This is a genomic window from Variovorax sp. GW458-11-26-14-LB1 (genome assembly GCF_059423965.1).
On sequence record NZ_JBWKYW010000024.1, the window covers coordinates 1 to 18,454 of the forward strand.

Annotated in this window: 18 protein-coding genes; 11 read left to right on the forward strand and 7 right to left on the reverse strand. The window is 69.5% G+C overall.

All coding sequences use genetic code 11. From position 1 onward, the window contains the following. From AC07YS_RS17075 to AC07YS_RS17090, 4 genes are all read right to left on the reverse strand, one after another. A partial coding sequence (locus AC07YS_RS17075) for a contractile injection system protein, VgrG/Pvc8 family (RefSeq protein ID WP_495273816.1) occupies window positions 1-299 on the reverse strand: 299 nt, incomplete at its 3' end. Window positions 300-534: 235 nt separating this feature from the next. Beyond that, the gene (locus AC07YS_RS17080) at window positions 535-1,227 is read right to left on the reverse strand and encodes a redoxin domain-containing protein (protein WP_174250269.1); all 693 of its coding nucleotides are present in this window, start codon (window positions 1,225-1,227) and stop codon (window positions 535-537) included. A 126-nt stretch (window positions 1,228-1,353) separates the two neighbouring features. Next, window positions 1,354-3,582, reverse strand: coding sequence for a protein-disulfide reductase DsbD family protein (locus AC07YS_RS17085; RefSeq protein ID WP_495269923.1), 2,229 nt, complete (start codon window positions 3,580-3,582; stop codon window positions 1,354-1,356). Window positions 3,583-3,643: 61 nt separating this feature from the next. Next, the gene (locus AC07YS_RS17090) at window positions 3,644-4,417 is read right to left on the reverse strand and encodes an alanyl-tRNA editing protein (RefSeq protein ID WP_495270287.1); all 774 of its coding nucleotides are present in this window, start codon (window positions 4,415-4,417) and stop codon (window positions 3,644-3,646) included. A 130-nt stretch (window positions 4,418-4,547) separates the two neighbouring features. Here AC07YS_RS17090 and AC07YS_RS17095 point away from each other — a divergent pair, with 130 nt between their 5' ends. Further along, a complete protein-coding gene (locus AC07YS_RS17095) occupies window positions 4,548-5,906 on the forward strand; it encodes a PQQ-dependent sugar dehydrogenase (RefSeq protein WP_495270288.1) in 1,359 nt (452 codons plus the stop codon). A gap of 7 nt (window positions 5,907-5,913) precedes the next feature. Here the strand turns inward: AC07YS_RS17095 and AC07YS_RS17100 are convergent, their stop codons facing one another. Next, on the reverse strand, window positions 5,914-6,954 hold the full coding sequence (locus AC07YS_RS17100) for a LacI family DNA-binding transcriptional regulator (RefSeq protein WP_495270289.1): 1,041 nt from the start codon (window positions 6,952-6,954) through the stop codon (window positions 5,914-5,916). 147 nt (window positions 6,955-7,101) lie between these two features. Here AC07YS_RS17100 and AC07YS_RS17105 point away from each other — a divergent pair, with 147 nt between their 5' ends. The 3 genes from AC07YS_RS17105 to AC07YS_RS17115 are packed head-to-tail and all read left to right on the forward strand — an operon-like array spanning window position 7,102 to window position 10,639. Continuing rightward, window positions 7,102-8,478, forward strand: coding sequence for a uracil-xanthine permease family protein (locus AC07YS_RS17105; protein ID WP_495270290.1), 1,377 nt, complete (start codon window positions 7,102-7,104; stop codon window positions 8,476-8,478). 38 nt (window positions 8,479-8,516) lie between these two features. Further along, the gene (locus tag AC07YS_RS17110) at window positions 8,517-9,929 is read left to right on the forward strand and encodes an amidohydrolase family protein (protein WP_495270291.1); all 1,413 of its coding nucleotides are present in this window, start codon (window positions 8,517-8,519) and stop codon (window positions 9,927-9,929) included. Further along, window positions 9,926-10,639, forward strand: coding sequence for a sulfite exporter TauE/SafE family protein (locus AC07YS_RS17115; protein ID WP_062480617.1), 714 nt, complete (start codon window positions 9,926-9,928; stop codon window positions 10,637-10,639). The genes AC07YS_RS17110 and AC07YS_RS17115 overlap by 4 nt, the downstream gene beginning before the upstream one ends. On the opposite strand, the gene AC07YS_RS17120 is transcribed toward AC07YS_RS17115, so the two are convergent. After that, window positions 10,631-11,224, reverse strand: coding sequence for a GNAT family N-acetyltransferase (locus AC07YS_RS17120; protein ID WP_495270292.1), 594 nt, complete (start codon window positions 11,222-11,224; stop codon window positions 10,631-10,633). The genes AC07YS_RS17115 and AC07YS_RS17120 overlap by 9 nt on opposite strands. Window positions 11,225-11,243: 19 nt before the next feature. Continuing rightward, window positions 11,244-12,254 carry a zinc-binding alcohol dehydrogenase family protein gene (locus AC07YS_RS17125; protein ID WP_495270293.1) on the reverse strand — a complete coding sequence of 337 codons (1,011 nt, stop codon included), beginning with the start codon at window positions 12,252-12,254 and terminating at the stop codon, window positions 11,244-11,246. Window positions 12,255-12,343: 89 nt separating this feature from the next. Here AC07YS_RS17125 and AC07YS_RS17130 point away from each other — a divergent pair, with 89 nt between their 5' ends. The 7 genes from AC07YS_RS17130 to AC07YS_RS17160 all read left to right on the forward strand — a co-directional run bounded on the left by AC07YS_RS17130 (window position 12,344) and on the right by AC07YS_RS17160 (window position 18,437). Then, a complete protein-coding gene (locus AC07YS_RS17130; RefSeq protein ID WP_095949478.1) occupies window positions 12,344-13,252 on the forward strand; it encodes a LysR family transcriptional regulator in 909 nt (302 codons plus the stop codon). Between the two features lie 392 nt (window positions 13,253-13,644). After that, the gene (locus AC07YS_RS17135) at window positions 13,645-14,544 is read left to right on the forward strand and encodes a TauD/TfdA dioxygenase family protein (protein WP_495268893.1); all 900 of its coding nucleotides are present in this window, start codon (window positions 13,645-13,647) and stop codon (window positions 14,542-14,544) included. A 32-nt stretch (window positions 14,545-14,576) separates the two neighbouring features. After that, window positions 14,577-15,587 (forward strand): ABC transporter substrate-binding protein, encoded by a 1,011-nt coding sequence (locus AC07YS_RS17140; RefSeq protein ID WP_070060080.1) that lies wholly within the window; start codon window positions 14,577-14,579, stop codon window positions 15,585-15,587. Between the two features lie 4 nt (window positions 15,588-15,591). Further along, window positions 15,592-16,491 carry an ABC transporter ATP-binding protein gene (locus AC07YS_RS17145; protein ID WP_495268892.1) on the forward strand — a complete coding sequence of 300 codons (900 nt, stop codon included), beginning with the start codon at window positions 15,592-15,594 and terminating at the stop codon, window positions 16,489-16,491. Further along, on the forward strand, window positions 16,488-17,357 hold the full coding sequence (locus tag AC07YS_RS17150) for an ABC transporter permease (protein WP_095743641.1): 870 nt from the start codon (window positions 16,488-16,490) through the stop codon (window positions 17,355-17,357). The genes AC07YS_RS17145 and AC07YS_RS17150 overlap by 4 nt, the downstream gene beginning before the upstream one ends. Window positions 17,358-17,456: 99 nt before the next feature. Next, window positions 17,457-18,233, forward strand: a complete 777-nt coding sequence (hisN, locus tag AC07YS_RS17155; RefSeq protein ID WP_495268891.1) for a histidinol-phosphatase — start codon at window positions 17,457-17,459, stop codon at window positions 18,231-18,233. A 9-nt stretch (window positions 18,234-18,242) separates the two neighbouring features. Further along, on the forward strand, window positions 18,243-18,437 hold the full coding sequence (locus AC07YS_RS17160; protein WP_056575522.1) for a DUF2905 domain-containing protein: 195 nt from the start codon (window positions 18,243-18,245) through the stop codon (window positions 18,435-18,437). The last annotated feature ends 17 nt before the right edge of the window (window positions 18,438-18,454 follow it).

Genomic DNA, 18,454 nt, shown 5'->3' on the forward strand with positions numbered 1-18,454 from the left:
GCGTGGCGCCCTTCCTCGCCCCACAGGGCTGCGTCGGTGATCAGGGCGTTGATCTGGCGGGGGGAAGAGCCATCGAGTTCGATCTCGCAGCTGATCTCCTGGCCGATGAAGGCATCCAGGTCGAAGTCGGCGCCAGAAGAGACACCGGACAGAGCCAGCGCATCCGGGGTCTTGAGAAAGAGCTCGTAGGCAAAGAGGCTGTTGACCCCTTCATGTCCCGACAGCCGCACGGGCGCCAGTGCAGCCTGACCAAGAACAACAGGGATCGCAGCAGAAGAGACAGACAGCGTGCGCGGCATCGACGACTTCCTTGGGAGGAAAACAGGTCGCGCAGTTTGCGAGTCGCCTCGCGATCACACTGATAACAATCGTCAAACTCCACGCACACCTTTCGCCATGCGTGGGATTTGTCATTCGTCGTGAAGAAGGATGAGCCTGTTCCAGGCCGGGAAACAGCGCCTCATCGAAGACGCAAGAAAGGAATGCTGCGCCCTGCCTTGAGCGTGATTCCCTGCGGGCACAGCGCCCGCACGCTCAACTCTTGTACTTGATCGAACACCCGTACGGCCGCGTGCTCGCCATCGACACCGGTTTTCCGCCGGTCACTTCGCCCAGCGCCTGGTTCACGTAGTTGGTGGCGGTCTTGATGTCGTCGACGCGGGCCGAGGCGATGCTGTCGATGCCGCCGGCATACACCAGCGTGCCCTTGGGGTCGATGATGAAGATGTGGGGCGTGGTGCGCGCGCCGTAGACCTGGCCGATCACGCCGTCTTCGTCCATCAGCACGGCGGTGGGCGCGGCCTTCTGCGACTTCATCCAGGCGTCGAGCGCGTCGGCCTTCAGGTAGTCGCTGGCGGCGCGTTCGGTGGAGTTGATCGCGAGCCAGACCACGCCCTTGTCGGTGGCCGCCTTCTGGGTGGCCGGCATGTTGCCGCTGCCGTAGTGCTTGCGCACGAAGGGGCAGCCGGGGTTGGTCCATTCGAGCACCACGAACTTGCCCGCGAAGTCGGACAGCTTGTGCTTGGCGCCGGTGGTGTCGACGGCCACGAAGTCGGGCGCCTGCTGGCCCACGGCGGGCGCGGCGAAGGCGTTGGTGCCCATGAGGAAGGTGGCGCCCAGCGCGACGGCGGCGGCCACGACGGCGCGGCGGGAAGCGCGGCTGAGGGCGGCGCGTGCCTGGCGCGCGGCGCGAAGGGAGCGTGAGTCGACAGTGGGCGAAAGCGTCATGGCCAGCTTGAACTCCAAAAAACAAAATTCCAAACAACAACTGCAGCTTAGAACGGTTTCTTCAAGTGCGTGTGACAACCCATGACAGCGGCGTTGTCATCTTGTTTCAATTCACCGCATCGGCGCTCAAAGCGCTGCCAACGCGGCGCGCACCTCGTCCTTGCTGAGGATTTCGGTCAGCACGACGGGCGCCTTGCCCGGCGCCTGCAGCACGTACACCGGCACGCCGCTGCGGCCCAGCGCGGTGAGCGCGGCGGTGATGGCGGGGTCGCGGCGGGTCCAGTCGGCGCGCAGCATGGCGACCTGCTTCGTGTCGAAGTCGGCGAGCACCTCAGCGTCGGCCAGCGTGCTCTTCTTGTTGTACTGGCAGGTCACGCACCAGGCGGCGGTGAAGTCGATGAACACGGGCCGGCCCGCGGCCGCCATGTCGTTCACGCGCTGGGCCGACCACGGCTGCCAGCGCTCGCCGTCGTTCGGCGCTGCCGAGGCCAGCTTCGCAGTCGGCTCGGGCACCTGCACGATGTTGCGGCCGATGGTGCCGGCCAGCACGGCGGTGAAGGCGATCATCACGGTGGCGATGACGATGCGCGTGCGTCCGGTCAGCGTGAGCGCCCAGACCACGGCGGCCAGGCACACCAGCAGCGCGAGCAGCGTGCCCGCGCCGTCGATGCCGCTTTGCTGGCCCAGCACCCAGACCAGCCAGGCCACGGTCGCGAACATCGGGAAGGCGAGCAGGCGGCGCAGCGTGTGCATCCACGGGCCCGGCTTGGGCAGCAGGCGCGCCACGGCCGGCACGAAGCCCGCCACCAGGTAGGGCAGCGCCAGGCCCAGGCCCAGCGCGGCGAACAGCAGCAGCGCCTGGGCCGCCGGCAGGCCGATGGCAAAGCCCAGCGAAGCGCCCATGAACGGCGCGGTGCAGGGCGAGGCGATCACCACGGCGAGCACGCCGGACAGGAAGTCGTTGGCCAGCGGATGCTTGGCCTGCGCGCTGCACACCGACTGCGGCGCGGCGCGGCCGAACTCGAACACGCCGGCCAGGTTCAGGCCGAGCAGGGTGAAGAGCGCCGCCAGCGCCGCCACCACGCCGGGCGACTGCAGCTGGAAGCCCCAGCCGAGCTGCGCACCGGCCGCGCGCAGCGCGAGCATGGCGCCGCCCAGCGCGAGGAAGGACAGCATCACGCCGCCCGTGTAGGCCAGGCCCGCCTTGCGGTGCGCGCTGGCGTTGCCCGCCTGGCGCGCGAAGCCCAGCACCTTGATCGCGAGGATCGGGAACACGCAGGGCATGAGGTTGAGCAGCAGTCCGCCGAGCAGCGCGCCGAGCAGGGCGACGATGAAGGTGCCGGCGGGCTGGGCCTGCGCAGCGGCAGCAGGGGCCGCCGCCTGGGCCGCGTTGGCGGCCAGCGCCGCCTGCAGCGCGGGCGACACCTCGGCGGCGCGCGGTGCGGCGGTGGCGGCGGGCCAGGTGCCCGACACCGGCGCTTCGGCGCGCCATGCCACGGGCTGGCCGGCCTGGCGGTCGGCCTCGGCCAGTGCCACCACGACCGGCATGGCGGTGGGGCTTTCGCTGCGCTGATCGGCCAGCGGCACGGTGGCGGTCCAGGTCGCGCCGTCCCAAGTCTGTGTCCAGTCCTTGCCGGACACGGCCGCGGTGCGGATCACCTCGGGCGTTTCGGGGAAGAACTCGAGCGTCTTGCCGCGCACGGCGGCGGGCAGGCCTTCGAGGCGCACCTTCAGCTGCTGGCCCTCGACGGCGATCGCGCCGGGCGTGCCCAGCGGCTGCGGCTGCGCGGCCTGCGCGGTGTCGAAGGCCGCCTTGTTCAGCGCGGTCGAGCCGCGCGTGGGCAGCGAGAGCGTGAACTCGCCCTCTTCAGGAATGCATTCCTTGCGGCAGACCAGCCAGGAGGCCTGCAGCTTGATGTCCATGGCCGGCGAGCCGCCGGTGAGCGCCACGTCGGGCTTGTAGAGCGTCGAGACCTCGAGCGGCACCGGCAGCAGCACGGTGTTCTCGTAGCCGTAGTTGGCGAGCGTGCCGACCGGGATCTTCTTGGGCACCGGCCAGGCGATCTCGCCGGTCGAGACGCCGGCGGGCAGCGTCCACTTCAATTCGGTCGGAAGGCCGGAATCGCCGGCGTTCTTCCAGTAGGTGTGCCACTCGGGCTGGTGGGTGATCTGCAGCCCGACCCAGACCGGCGCGCCGGGCGCCACACCCTGGGGCGCGTGGGCGACCAGTTCGGCGCGCACGTGGGGGGTGGTGACCACGGCCCCGGTCTTCGGAGCCAGCTGGGCCGCAGCCGGCATGCAGGCTGCGGCGGTAGCTATCAGAAAAGTAGCGAAAGAGATGCGCGAAAAGGTCATGCCGGTCAGTCGGAGCCAGAGGGCGGGGCGAAGTTCCTGGGGGCCGGGTCTGTCCGGGGGCTCAGACGGCGGTGGCCGCGGGCCAGCCCAGGACCACGCGCCGGGTGGTCGCGCTCTTCTTTTCGATCTTCGTGACGACCATGGCGCCGATTTCCGCCGTGTTGGCCACGTGCGTGCCGCCGCAGGGCTGGAAGTCGATCGACGGCGTGCCGCCGTCTTCGCCCGTGCCGCCGATGCGGATGGTGCGCACCGTGCCCGTGCCGCGCGGCGGCTGCACGCTCATGCTCTTGACCAGCGCGGGGTTGGCGTCGAGTTCGGCGTCGCTGATGGCGCCCACGGTCAGCGGGTGGGCGGCCTCGACCAGCTTGGCGAGGCCGGCGGTGAGCGTTTCCTTGTCGAGCGGGTCGGTGATGTGGAAGTCGATGCGCGCGTACTCGGGCGTGATCGAGCAGCCGTTCACCGGCACCGGCACGAGGTGGCACAGCAGGTGGCTGGCGGTGTGAAAGCGCATCAGCCGGTGGCGACGCTCCCAGTCGAGGCGGGCGGTGACGGTGTCGCCGGTCGCCAGCGCGGCCAGCAGATCGGCCTGGTCGGGCGCGGGCACGTGGACGAATTCGGCGGTCGGCTGGCCCTCGGCGTCCTTGGCCTTGCGGGTGTCGGCGATGGCGATTTCGCGGCCGTCGGCGAGCACCAGCGCGCCGGCGTCGCCAGCCTGCCCGCCGCCCAGCGGATAGAACACGGTGCGGTCCAGCACGATGCCGGTGTCGTCGATGCGCAGGATGCGGGCTTCACAGGTGCGCAGGTAGGCGTCGGCGCGGAACAGGTCGTCGGTCATGCGGCGATGGTAGCGACGATGCGCGAAGGAGGTGCGCGCACGCCGGAAAGCGCCCACGGCCGACACGCCTGCGCCGTGCGATTGCGCATGATCCGGCGGTCTGCGGCCGCCTGCCGCGCAAGGAATCCGCATGAACGCATCGCCGCACCTTCCCGTCCGCCTCGCTCTTTCTGCAGCGGCCGTGGCCGCCGTGCTGCTCGTCGCCGGCTGCGGCGAGACCGCCAAGCTCGCGCCCGAGCTCACGACCGGCCCCCGGCCGCAGCTGGCCGACCCGAACAAGACGCTGATCCCCACCGTCAACGTGGCGCCCGCCGTCGGCTGGACCGACACCGCCGGGCCCACGCCCGCCGAGGGCCTGCGCGTGACGGCGCTGGCGCGCGGGCTGGACCACCCGCGCTGGGTCTACACCCTGCCCAACGGCGATGTGCTGGTGGCCGAGAGCAACAAGCCGCCCAAGCCCGAGGGCAGCGGCGCCAGCGGCCCGGTCGCCAAGGTGCGCAATTGGGTCATGGGCAAGGTCATGGGCCGCGCGGGCGCCGGCGTGCCCAGCGCCAACCGCATCACCTTGCTGCGCGACGCCGACGGCGACGGCCTGGCCGAGGTGAAGCAGGTGTTCCTGGCGAACCTCAGCTCGCCCTACGGCATGGCGCTGGTCGGCAACGAGCTCTTCATCGCCAACGCCGACGCGCTCGTGAAGGTGCCCTACACCGAGGGCCAGACCTCGGTCAGCGCCACGCCCACCGTGGTGACGGCGCTGCCCGCCGGCCTCAACCACCACTGGACCAAGAACGTCATCGCCAGCGCCGACGGCAGCAAGCTGTACGTCACGGTCGGCTCCAACAGCAACATCGGCGAGAACGGCATGGCGGCCGAAGAGGGCCGCGCCGCGATCTGGGAGGTCGATGCGAAGAGCGGCGAGAAGCGCCTGTTCGCCAGCGGCCTGCGCAACCCCAACGGCCTGGGCTGGGAGCCCGAGACGAACGTGCTGTGGACCGTGGTGAACGAGCGCGACGAGATCGGCAGCGACCTCGTGCCCGACTACCTCACCTCGGTGAAAGAGGGGGCCTTCTACGGCTGGCCCTGGAGCTACTGGGGCGGCGTGGTCGATGCGCGCGTCACGCCGCAACAGCCCGAGCGCGTGGCCAAGGCGCTGGCGCCCGACTACGCGCTGGGCGCGCACGTCGCGCCGCTGGGCCTGGTGTTCTCGCACGCACGCGGCATGCCGCCCGAGTTCGCGAACGGCGCTTTCATCGGCGAGCACGGCTCGTGGAACCGCAAGCCCAAGTCGGGCTACAAGGTGGTGTTCGTACCCTTCATCGGCGGCAAGCCGAGCGGGCCGCCGGTCGACGTCCTCACGGGCTTCCTGAGCGCCGACGAAAAGGCGCACGGCCGGCCGGTGGGCGTGGCGCTGGACAAGGGCGGCGCGCTGCTGGTGGCGGACGACGTGGGCAACGCGGTGTGGCGTGTGTCGCGCAGCAAGCCCAACTGAGGCGCGATCAGCCCCGGCGCGCCGACGACAGGCGCGGCACCAGCTGGGCCGCCGGCCCGTCGACGCGGCGCCGGCTGGTGTCGCCGCGCAGGTGGTCGAACAGCAGCGCAATCGCCTGCTGCGCCACCTCGTCCAGGTGCAGGTCGACGGCCGTGAGCGGCGGCACGCAGGTGCGCGCACGCAGGCCGTCGTAGCGCGTGGCGACCATCACGTCCTCGGGAATGCGCCGGCCCGATTCGCGCACGGCCGTCACCGTGCCGGAGGCGAACGCGTCGACCGGCACGCAGAAGGCGTCGATGTCGGGGTGTGCTTCCAGCAGCGCCAGCGCGGCCTGCCGCCCGCCGTTCTCGCCCTCGGCCTCGTCGACCAGCGACAGCAGCGGTGCCTGCCCGCGTGCGGCAGCAAAGGCCTGGTAGGCCGCCTGGCCTTCCACATAGGAGTTGCGCGCGGCCGAGCCGAGGATCATCGCGACCTTGCGCGCGCCCTGGTCGTGCAGGTGCTCGAGCAGCAGGCGCGTCGTCTGGCCCGAATGGATGTCGACATAGGGCGGCATCGCCGGCCCGTCGGCCGCTTCCTCGGCCGGCTTGCCGATGGCCACCACCGGCAGGCCGCGCCGCAGCAGGTACGCCAGGTTGGGGTCGCCCGCCGAAGGCTCGATGACCAGCGCGCCGTCCACGTCGAGCAGCTCCATGGGCACGCGCCCGGTTTCCATGGGCGGCGCCAGCACCAGCGCCAGGCGGCGGTCGAGCGCCGCCGCCGCCGCCACGGCCGCCACCTCCATCAGGAAGCCGAGCCGCGACGGGCCGCCGGCCACCGCGAACGGCATCGACGACAGCAGCACGATCATGTGCGCCTCGCCCGTGCGCAGCCGCTGCGCATTGCGGTTGGGCCGGTAGCCCAGCTTCAGCGCCGCCTGCTCGACGCGCGCGCGCGTTTCGGCGTCGACCTGGCCCCGGGCGTTGAGCGCGTGCGAGACGGTGGTCGGCGACACGCCCGCTTCGCGCGCCACGTCCTTGATGTTTGCCCGCGGCGATGGATCAGTGCTCATCCCGTTGACCTTTTCGAAAAGCGGTGATTCAATTCCCAAATCGTTTTGGGGCGCCATGCCACGGAATGTACTTCACCCGCTTCGGCGGTTTTTTTTGCCAGTGCGCCCAAATCGATTTGGGCGCGGTCCCGGTTCAAGGATTCCATGATGTCCCGTGTGCCCGATGCCTCTGCTGTGCCCCCGGTCGCGCCTGTCGGCGCGCCTTCCGCCATCGCCCCGGTCGATGCGGTGCTGCCCCTGTCGCAACTGCTGCTGTTCGGCCTGCAGCACGTGCTGGTGATGGCGGCCGTGCCGATCACCTCGGTGTTCCTCGTGGCCAAGGCGCTGGGGCTGGAGTCCGCGCTCACGGTCAACCTGATCAGCGCCACCTTCCTGCTGTGCGGCGTGGGCACCCTGCTGCAGTCGTTCGGGCCGTGGAAGTTCGGCGCGCGCCTGCCCTTCGTGATGGTGCCGGGCGGCGCGCCCATCGTGATGTTCGTGACCATCGCCCAGCAGCGCGACCTGCAGACGGCCTCGGGCGCGGTGATCCTCACGGCGCTCTTCTACTTCCTGGTGCTGCCGGTGTTCGCGCGCTGCCTGCGCTACTTTCCGAAGATCGTCATCGGCACCTTGCTGCTGCTGGTGTCGATCAACCTCGTGAAGGTGTACGGCGGCATCATCGCGGGCAAGGCCGGCACGTCCACCTTTGCCGACCCGGTGAACATCGGGCTGGCGCTGGCGACCATCGGCTTCACGGTGCTGTTCGCGCGCGTGTTCAAGGGCACGCTCGGCCAGCTCGCGGTGCTGCTGGGCCTGCTGGCCGGCACGGTGCTGGCCGCGGCCTGCGGGCTGATGGACTTCAGCAGCGTGGCGGCCGGGCCCTTCTGGAGCGCGCCGACGCTGCTGCCCTTCGGCATGCCGCGCTTCGACCTGGTGGCGGCCGTGCCGCTGCTCATCTTCAGCATCATCTCGATGGTCGAGGCCACGGGGCAGACGGTGGCGGTGGCCGAGGTGGTGGGCCGCAGGATCGATGCGCGCGACGTGGTGCCGCGCACCATCCGCGGCGACGCGCTGGTGTCGCTGGCGGGGGGCCTCTTCGGCACCTCGATGATCATCACCAGCGGCGAGAACATCGGCATCGTGCGCGCCACCAATGTGCGCTCGCGCTACGTGACGGCCGCGGCCGGCGTGATCCTGATCCTCATCGCGCTGTCGGCGCCGCTGGGCCGGTTGGCCAGCGCCATCCCGTCGGCCGTGGTCGGCGGCACCGCGATGGTGGTGTTCGCGATCATCGGCACCATGGGCATCGACATGCTGCGCAAGGTCGACCTGCACGAGCGCGGCAACATGTTCGTGCTCGCCGGCGCGCTGACCATGGGCCTGCTGCCCATCGTCGTGCCGGGCCTGTACAGCCGCTTTCCCGACACGCTGCAGCTGGTGCTGGGCAACGGCCTGGCCATGGGCTCGCTCACGGCGGTGGTGCTCAACCTGGTGTTCAACCGCGTGCCGGCCGACAGCCCGGCCATCGCACCGGCGCCGCAATGAGCGCCTCCTCATTTCTTTTCCCGCTCTCTCCTTTGACCATGTCTCCTGAACTCGATGCCGCGCACTTCGCGGCCGACGAGCTGCTGCTCGTTCCCGACCACCTGATGCTGCGCGACGGCCCCGCCACCGGCCATGCCGTGCGCATCGAAGGCGGGCGCTTTTGCGAAGTCGGCCCCGCCGACGCGCTCATCGCCCGCCACCCGCAGCTCACACCGCTGCACCTGCCCGGCAAACTGCTGATGCCCGGCATGATCGACGCGCACCACCACCTCACGCAGTCCTTCGGCAAGTCGCTGGCCTATGGCGAGCCGTCCGAGATCTTCCGGCGCGTGTGGGTGCCGCTCGAGTCGAGCCTGGACGACGAGTTCGTCTACATGGCCTCCAAGCTCGCGGCGCTCGAATCGCTGCGCGGCGGCTTCACCACCGTGTGCGACGCGGGCACGCGCGCGCCGGGCGACATCGGCGCCGTGGCCGCGGCTGTGAAGGAGGCCGGGCTGCGCTGCGTGCTGGGCCTGATCTGCAACGACGGTGGCAACGACAGCAGCGCCGCCGACCGGCAGGCGATCCAGGCGCATGCCGCGCAGTTCCTGCAGCAGTGGTCGGGTGCGGACCTGGTGCATCCCTCGCTCGCCATCTCGGTGCCCGAAGCGGCGTCCGACGAGATGCTGGTCGCCGTGTCGGCCCTGTGCGCCGAGGCGCGCACCGTGTTCCAGACGCACGTCAACGAACACCTCGCCTCGGTCGAGCGCTCGGTCGTGCAGCGCGGCAGGCGGCCGCTGGAGCTGCTGGCGCACCTGGGCGCGCTCGGCCCGCAGGTGCTCATCGCGCACGGCACGCTGGTCACGCCGTCGGAACTCATGGTGCTGCGCGACACCGACACCGCCGTGAGCTACAACCCCGTCGCCAGCCAGTGGAAGGGCAACGCCGTGGCGCCCGCGAACCTGATGGCCGCGCTGGGCATCCGCTTCGGCCTGGGCACCGACGCCACGCGCAGCGACGCCTTCCGCCTGATGGACGCGGCCGAGGCCGCGCAGAAGCTGACCTTCGGCATGGCCATCGGCGACGCATCGAGCGGTGGCGGTTGGACCTGGTTCGACCACGCCACGCACGAAGGCGCGCGCGCCGTGGGCCTGGGCCATCTCACGGGCGAGATCGCCGTGGGCAAGGCGGCCGACTTCCTCATCGTCGATGTCGACACGCCCGAGATGTGCACCTCGGTCGATCTCACGTGGGACCTCGTGCGCCTGGGCAACCGCGACCAGATCGTGGCCGTGTTCGTCGACGGACGCCTGCGCCTGTGGGAGGGCTGGCCGCCCGACTGGGATGCGCGCGCGCTGCAGCGCCAACTGGCGCGCGTCGCCCACGCGGCCATGGACCGCGCGCCCATCGTGCGCCTGCATCCGCCGGCCGCCGCGCACCGCCGCCTGGCCTCGGAGCGGCACTCGCAGTGAGCGCGCAGCACCTTGTCCTCGTCTCGCTCGCCGTGCTGTTCGCCGCCTTCGTGCAGGGCGCGACCGGCGTCGGTTTTGCGCTCATCGCCGCGCCGGTGATCGGCATCGTGCGTCCCGACCTGCTGCCCGTGTGCGTGCTGGTGCTGATGCTGCCGCTGAACTTCTACGTGATGTGGCGCGAGCGCGGCGCCATCGACCGCACCGGCGCCAGCTGGATCACCGGCGGGCGGCTGCTCGGCACCGTCGGCGGCCTGTGGGTGCTGGCGGCGCTGAGCGCGAGCCACCTGTCGCTGTTCGTCGGTGCCTCGACCATCGCGGCGGCCCTGGTCACGTTGATGATGCCGGCCTTCTCGCCGGGCCGCACCGCCTTCGTGGCGGCGGGGCTCGTCACCGGCGTCACCGAAACCGCGACCGGCATCGGCGGGCCGCCGCTGGCACTGGTCTACCAGCACCAGCCGGCGCCCACCATGCGTTCGACCATTGCGCTGTGCTTCCTGGTCGGCGAGCTGGTGTCGCTGGCCACGCTGATGGCGGCGGGGCGCATCGACGGCTCACAGCTCTACGCGGCGGCCCTGTTGTTGCCTGCGCTGGTCGTGGGCGCGGTGCTCAGCCGCGTGGTGCATCGGCGCATCAACGGCCGCGTGCTGCGCATCTTCGTGCAGGTCTTCGCGATCGTGTCGGGCGCCGCCCTGCTGCTGCATTCATTCTGAGGCGCGCTGCGCGGCCTGCCATGCCGCGCGGTCGATGCGAAACAGCCGGTGGCCGCGCAGCGCATCGCCTTCGGGCACCGCCGGATGCTCGAAGGCGCCGGCCACGTCCTCGTGCATGCCGATGCGTGCCATCACGGCGGCCGAGCGCAGGTTGCCGTTGGCGGTGAACGCCACGATCTCGTCGAGCCCGAGCCGTTCGAAGCCGACCTGCAGCGCGCCGCGCGCCGCCTCCGTCGCGAAGCCCTGGCCCCAGCTGGCGCGCGACAGGCGCCAGCCGATCTCCACGCAGGGCGAGAAAGGCAGCGAGGCCATCGGCACGTTCAGGCCGGTGAAGCCGATGAACTCGCCTGTGTCCTTGCGCTCGACGGCCCAGAAGCCCCAGCCCTTCTGCGCGATGAGCGCCCGGGCACGGTTCGCCGCTGCGTCGCTCTCGGCGCGCGTGGGCAAGGGGAGCAGGAACTCCATCACCTGCGGGTCGCAGGCCAGCGCGAAAAATGGCGCGAGATCGCTCTCGCGCCATTGGCGCACCCGCAGGCGCGGGGTGTCGAATTCGATGAGGGGCGGGTGTGTGCTTTCTTCGGTCATGCGACCGATTGTGCGCAGATCAGAACCCGGCCAGCACCACCTTGCCCTGCGCCTTGCCGCTCTCGATGAGCGCATGCGCCTTGCGCAGGTTCGCGGCGTTGATGGTGCCGAAGCTCGCATTCGCCGTGGTGCGGATGCGGCCCGCGTCGACCAGCGCGGCCACCTCGGCCAGCAGCTTGCCCTGCTCGGCGATGTCGGGCGTGGTGAAGCGCGAGCGCGTGAACATCATTTCCCAGTGCAGCGAGATGCACTTGGTCTTCAGCGGCATCGCGTCGAGCACCTTCATGTCGTCGATCACCGCGAGCTGGCCCTGGGGCTTGAGGCTTTCGATGAGCTGCGCGTAGTGCTGGTCGGTCTGCGTGAGGCTGGCGACCATGTCGACTTCATCGATGCCGGCGGCCTTCAGTTCGGCGGCGAGCGGCTTCGAGTGGTCGATGACGACGTGCGCGCCCAGCGCCAGGCACCAGGCGCGCGTTTCGGCGCGCGAGGCGGTGGCGACCACGCGCAGCTTCGTGAGCTGGCGCGCGAGCTGGATGAGGATGGAGCCCACGCCGCCCGCACCGCCGGTGATCAGCAGCGTCTGGCCTTCGCCGCCGCCCTTGGGCACCTGGAGGCGGTCGAACAGCAGTTCGTAGGCGGTGATGGTGGTCAGCGGCAAGGCGGCGGCTTGCGCGTCGTCGAGGCTCTTTGGGGCGAGGGCGGCGATGCGCTCGTCGACCGCGTGCAGCTCCGAATTGGCGCCGGGGCGAATGATGGAGCCGGCGTAGTAGACGCGGTCGCCGACCTTGAAGTTTTGCACGCCGCTGCCGATGGCTTCGACGATGCCGACCGCGTCCCAGCCCAGCACCTTGGCCTGGCCGGCTTCGGGGGCGGCGTTCTTGCGGACCTTGGTGTCGACCGGGTTGACCGACACGGCCTTCACGCGCACCAGCAGGTCGCGCGCGCCGGGCACCGGGGCGGGGAGCTCGATGTCCTGCAGTGATTCGGGGTTGTCGATGGGGAGGGGCTGGTGGTAGCCGACGGCTTTCATGGGAAGAGACCTTCTTTCTGGAACGATGGCTGGACTGTAGGATGACAACGTCTGTTTGATAAGGTGGTCTGAATCACCAGCACTTTCAAATGAAGATTGAAAATATATCGGACCTGCAGGTGCTCGTGCAGACGGCGCGTGGCGGCACGCTCACGGCGGCGGGGCACGCGCTAGGGATCACGCCGGCGGCGGCCAGTGCGACGTTGAAGCGGCTGGAGGCGCAGTTGGGGGCGCGGCTGTTCGAGCGGTCGACGCGGGCGATGCGGCTGACGCCGCAGGGGCAGACGCTGCTCGACTATGCGGTGCGTGCTTTTGAACTGCTGGACGAAGGGGAGTCGCTGGTCACTGCGGATCGCGGCGAACTTGTCGGTACCTTGCGGGTGGCCTCGCCGTCGGACCTCACGCGCAGCACCTTGCTGCCCTGGTTCGACGAGTTCCTGGCGTTGCACCCGGGGGTGCAGTTGTCGCTGTCTGTTGGGGATCGGCCGCTGGACGTGATGCGGGACGAGGTGGATGTGGCGCTGCGCTACGGGGCGCTGGCCGATTCGCGGCTGGTGGCGCGGGCGTTTGCGCTGACGAACCCGGTGCTGACGGCTTCACCGGACTATCTGCGTCGGCATCCCTTGCCTCGGGTTCCGCAGGATCTGCTGCAGCACAACTGCCTGACGTTCAACCGGAGTGGGCGACGGCACCGGGTGTGGCGGTTTGCGCAGTTGGGGCAGTGGACGGAGGTGCGGGTGAATGGGGATCGCAGTGTGGATGATGCTTCGCTGGCGCGGGAGTGGACTGTGGCGGGGTATGGGATTTCGCTGAAGTCTGCGCTGGATGTGCGTAATGACATTCGGGAAGGTCGTCTTGTGCGGCTGCTGCCTGACTGGGAGACGGAGCCTTATCCGTTGCATGCGCTGTTGCCTAGTGGGAGGTTTGTGCCGGCTCGGGTTCGGGGGTTTGTGGATTTCCTAGCTTTGAAGTTCGAGGGGTTGTTGGCTTTGGGCTGAGGGGTTGCTTTCCGGGGCCGGGACTCGCCCCGGCGGGCGACTCACTTTCTTTTGCTTCGCCAAAAGAAAGTAAGCAAAGAAAAGGCGACCCCACTGTCTGCGTCCCTCCGCTTCGCTGCGGGCAACCTGCGGTGCTCGCGTTTCGCGGGGTCTCGCCCAAACTCGCTTCGCTCAAACAAGGGCGAGCCCTGATCCGCGAAACGCTGCGCTCCTCGGCGCAGCCAGAGGGGCTTGGATACCGGGCGGGCCGTCGCTGCGCTCGGCCACCATGGCGCCAAAGGCGCTGCGCGCTTTGAGCGCTTGGAGCTTGTGCTTTCAACGGAAAGACTTGGTCATAAGCAAGCAACAAAGACTTCGTTGGGGAATGGAGGGCGCGCTCCTACATTCGCGGCATGACTGCCGTTCTTTCCCGTGCAACCTCCACTGCCGAGGCCCCTGCGCAGCACTTCGAGGTGCGGCCTTTCGATGCGCCTGTCGGTGCGGAGATCGTCGGGCTCGACATTGCTGAGCCGATCAACGCCGCCGACTTCCAACGCATCCACCGCGCGCACCTGGACCACCACGTGCTGGTCTTTCGCGACCAGCGCATCACGCCCGCACAACACATCGACTTCAGCCGCCGCTTCGGGCCGCTCGAGATTCACGTGCTGCACCAGTTCCAGCTGAAGAACCACCCCGAGATCCTGATCGTCTCGAACATCAAGGAGAACGGCGAACCGATCGGTCTCGGCGATGCGGGCGTGTACTGGCACTCCGACATTTCGTACAAGCCCCATCCCAGCTTGGGTTCGCTGCTGCACGCGCAAGAGCTGCCGAGCGAAGGCGGCGACACGCTGTTTGCCGACCAGCATCTGGCGTGGGAAGCGTTGAGTCCCGAGCTGCAGCAACGCATCCTGCCGCTGAAGGCGGAGCACAGCTACCTCGCGAAATACGAGGAGCTGCGTGCGAAGAATCCGTGGCGGCCGAAGCTTTCACAGGCGCAGATCGATCAGGTCGCACCCGCCGTGCAACCCGTGGTGCGCACGCACCCGGAGACGGGGCGCAAGGCGCTGTTCGTCAGCGAGCACTTCACGACGCGCATCGTCGGCCTGCCACCAGGCGAGAGCGATGCGCTGCTGGTCGAGCTGTTCGCGCACAGCGTGAAGCCCGAGTTCGTGTACCGCCACGCGTGGGCGCCGCACGACCTGGTGTTCTGGGACAACCGCTCGCTGATGCACCTCGCGGCAGGCACGCCCGACCACCTGCGCCGCCGGCTCAACCGCACCACCATCGTGGGCGACACGCCGTTCTGATTTCTTCTTCTCCTTCTCTTCCGGACTTTCCAATGAACCGCTTCACCCGCCGCGCCGCCGCACTCGTCACCGGCCTCGGCCTTCTCGCCGGCAGCCTGGCCGCGCACGCCGAAGGGCAGATCCGCATCGCCGAGCAGTTCGGCATCGTCTACCTGCTGCTCAACGTGGCGCAGGAGCAGAAGCTGATCGAGAAGCACGCGAAGGCCGCAGGGGTCGATGCGAAGGTGGAGTGGGTCAAGCTCTCGGGCGGCTCGGCGGTGAATGACGCGCTGCTGTCGGGGAACATCGAGATCGCGGGTGCGGGCGTGGGGCCGCTGCTCACGCTGTGGGACCGCACCAAGGGCAAGCAGAACGTGAAGGGCGTGGCCTCGTTGGGCAACTTTCCGTACTACCTGGTGAGCAACAACCCGAACGTGAAGTCGATCGCCGACTTCACGGACAAGGACCGCATCGCGCTGCCCGCTGTGGGCGTGTCGGTGCAGTCGCGGGTGCTGCAGATCGCGTCGGCCAAGCTGTGGGGCGACAAGGAGTTCAACAAGCTCGACAAGATCAGCGTGGCGCTGCCGCACCCCGACGCGGCGGCGGCGATCATCAAGGGCGGCACGGAGATCACGGGGCACTTCGGCAATCCGCCGTTCCAGGAGCAGGAGCTCGCGGGCAATCCGAACGCGCGCATCGTGCTGAACTCGTACCAGGTGCTGGGCGGGCCGTCGTCGGCCACGGTGCTGTACGCCACCGAGAAATTCCGCAACGAGAACCCCAAGACCTACAAGGCCTTCGTCGATGCGCTCGACGAGGCGGCGAAGTTCGTCACGGCCAACCCCGAGAAGGCGGCCGACATCTACCTGAAGGTGAGCAACGCCAAGCTCGACCGCGAGCTGCTGCTGAAGATCATCAAGAACCCCGAGGTGCAGTTCAAGACCGCGCCGCAGAACACCTACGTGTTCGCGGAGTTCATGCACCGCGTGGGCGCGATCAAGAACAAGCCGGCGTCGGTGAAGGACTATTTCTTCGACGACGCGCACACGGCCTCGGGGAACTGACGCGATGCTGTCCCCGCTCGAGCGCCTGGCGGGGCCGCCCGCCGCGGCCTTCCTTGGCGGCACGGCGGCGCCGCAGCGGCCGGCCCGGCGGCGCGGCGTGGTGGCCACGGGCGACGCGGCACCGCCGTACGTGCACGATGCGCTGCTGCAGGTCGACGGCGTCAGCCTCGAGTACCGCACGCCCGAGCGCGTGGTGCGCGCCACGCACCGCGTGAGCTTCGACGTGCATGCCGCCGACCGCTTCGTGCTGCTCGGGCCCTCGGGCTGCGGCAAGTCCACGCTGCTCAAGGCCGTGGCCGGGTTCATTCCGCCGGTCGAGGGCGAGATCCGGCTCGACGGCCGGCGCGTGACGCAGCCGGGGCCCGACCGCATCGTCGTGTTCCAGGAGTTCGACCAGCTGCCGCCGTGGAAGACGGTGAAGCAGAACGTGATGTTCCCGCTGCTCGCCTCGCGCACGTTGGGGCGCAAGGAAGCGGCCGAGCGCGCGCTGCATTACCTGGACAAGGTGGGCCTCTCGAAATTCGCCGACGTGCACCCGCACCAGCTCTCGGGCGGCATGAAGCAGCGCGTGGCGATCGCGCGGGCGCTGGCGATGCAGCCGCGCGTGCTGCTGATGGACGAGCCCTTTGCCGCGCTCGACGCGCTCACGCGCCGCCGCATGCAGCAGGAGCTGCTGGAGCTGTGGGACGAGGTGCGCTTCACGCTGTTGTTCGTCACGCACTCGATCGAGGAGGCGCTGGTGGTCGGCAACCGCGTGGCGCTGCTGTCGCCGCATCCGGGGCGCATGCGCGCCGAACTCAACAGCCACGGTTACTCGCTCGAGAGCCTGGGCGGTGCGGACTTTCAGGCGACGGCGCGGCGCATTCACGACATGCTGTTCGAGGAAGAACAGGGCACACCATGAGCACCCTGACGCCACCCATCCGCCCCGAATACGAACGCACGCTCGAGCCCTTCACAGAACTGCCGGTCGAACGCGCGCTGCCGCTGGCCACGCGCCTGGCCTCGCACACCTGGCTGCGCAAGGGGCTGATCCTCGCCGTCATCGCCGTGCTGTGGGAGCTGGCAGCACGCTGGCAGGACAACGACCTGCTGCTGCCCACCTTCACCGCCACCGCCCGCGCATTGGCCGAGGGGCTGGCGAGCGGCGAGCTGGTCGAGAAGGTGCGCATCTCGCTGGCCGTGCTGCTGCAGGGCTACCTGGCGGGCGTGCTGCTGGCCTTCGGGCTCACCACGCTGGCCGTGTCCACGCGCATCGGGCGCGACCTGCTGGACACGCTGACCTCGATGTTCAACCCGTTGCCCGCGATCGCGCTGCTGCCGCTGGCGCTGCTGTGGTTCGGGCTGGGCCGGGGTAGCCTGGTGTTCGTGCTGATCCACTCGGTGCTGTGGCCGCTGGCGCTCAACACCTATGCGGGCTTCCAGGGCGTGCCCGAGACGCTGCGCATGGCGGGGCGCAACTACGGGCTGAAGGGGCTGCGCTACGTGCTGCAGATCCTGGTGCCGGCCGCGCTGCCGTCGATCCTGTCGGGGCTGAAGATCGGCTGGGCCTTTGCATGGCGCACGCTGATCGCGGCCGAGCTGGTGTTCGGCGCCTCGTCGGGCAAGGGCGGGCTGGGCTGGTACATCTTCCAGAACCGCAACGAGCTGTACACCGACCGCGTGTTCGCCGGCCTCGCGCTGGTGGTGCTGATCGGCCTGCTGGTGGAAAGCCTGGGCTTTCGCACGCTGGAGCGGCTCACGGTGCGGCGCTGGGGCCAGCAGCGCTAGCCAACAGGCGAAGGGGCCGGGCGGACGAATGCCCCGGCGATGGCGCAAGGGCTGCGGGCTCGGGTCTAATCGCAGCTTTTGGCACGCGTTCTCCTTCCCATGAGCTCTTCCGCCCCCGACCTTTCCGCGATCGCCGGTGCGCTGGCCGATGCGGCCGCCGCCCAGTCGATGCGCTACTTCCGCACGCCGCTGGACATCATCACCAAGGCCGACGAAAGCCCGGTCACGCTGGCCGACCGCGCCGCCGAGACAGCCATGCGCGAGATCCTCGGCGCGCGCGTGCCCGCCGACGGCATCTTCGGCGAAGAGCACGGCCCCGAGCGGCTCGACGCCGACCGCATCTGGGTGCTCGACCCGATCGACGGCACGCGCAGCTTCATCACCGGCTCGCCGCTGTGGGGCACGCTCATCGGCGTGCTGCAGGGCGGTCGCGTGGTGCTGGGCATGGTCGACATGCCGGTGCTGAAAGAACGTTGGGTGGGCGAGGCCGGCAAGGGCGCCACGCGCGACGGCCAGCCCGTGCGCGTGAGCGGCTGCACCGAGATCGCCAAGGCCCGCATCGTGACCACCTCGCCCGACATCTTCTCGCCGGCCGACTGGAGCGCCTTCGACCGCCTGAGCCGCCAGTGCGCGATGCGCCGTTTCGGCGGCGACTGCTACGGCTACGCCCAACTCGCTGGCGGCACCATCGACCTCGTGGTCGAGACGGGGTTGCAGCCCTACGACTTCCTGGGCCCGGCGGGCCTGATCGAGGCCGCGGGCGGCGTCGTCACCGACTGGGAGGGCCGGTCGCTGGGGCTGAATCCCGACCAGCGCGTGATCGCTGCAGCCACACCCGAACTTCACCGACAAGCCCTGGCTGTACTGGCCGCCTAGACTGTCTGCATGTTCCGCTGGCTGATCGTCGTCGTCCTGGCGCTGGTGCTCATGAGCGGCCTGACCGCCTGGCTGCGCCGCTTCGGCTTCGGACGGCTGCCCGGCGATTTCGAGTTTCGCGCCTTCGGCCGCGACTGGCAGCTGCCGATCGCGAGCACGGTGGTGCTCAGCATGATCGCGGCGCTGGTGGCGCGGCTGCTCTGAGCACGGCACGGGCAAGA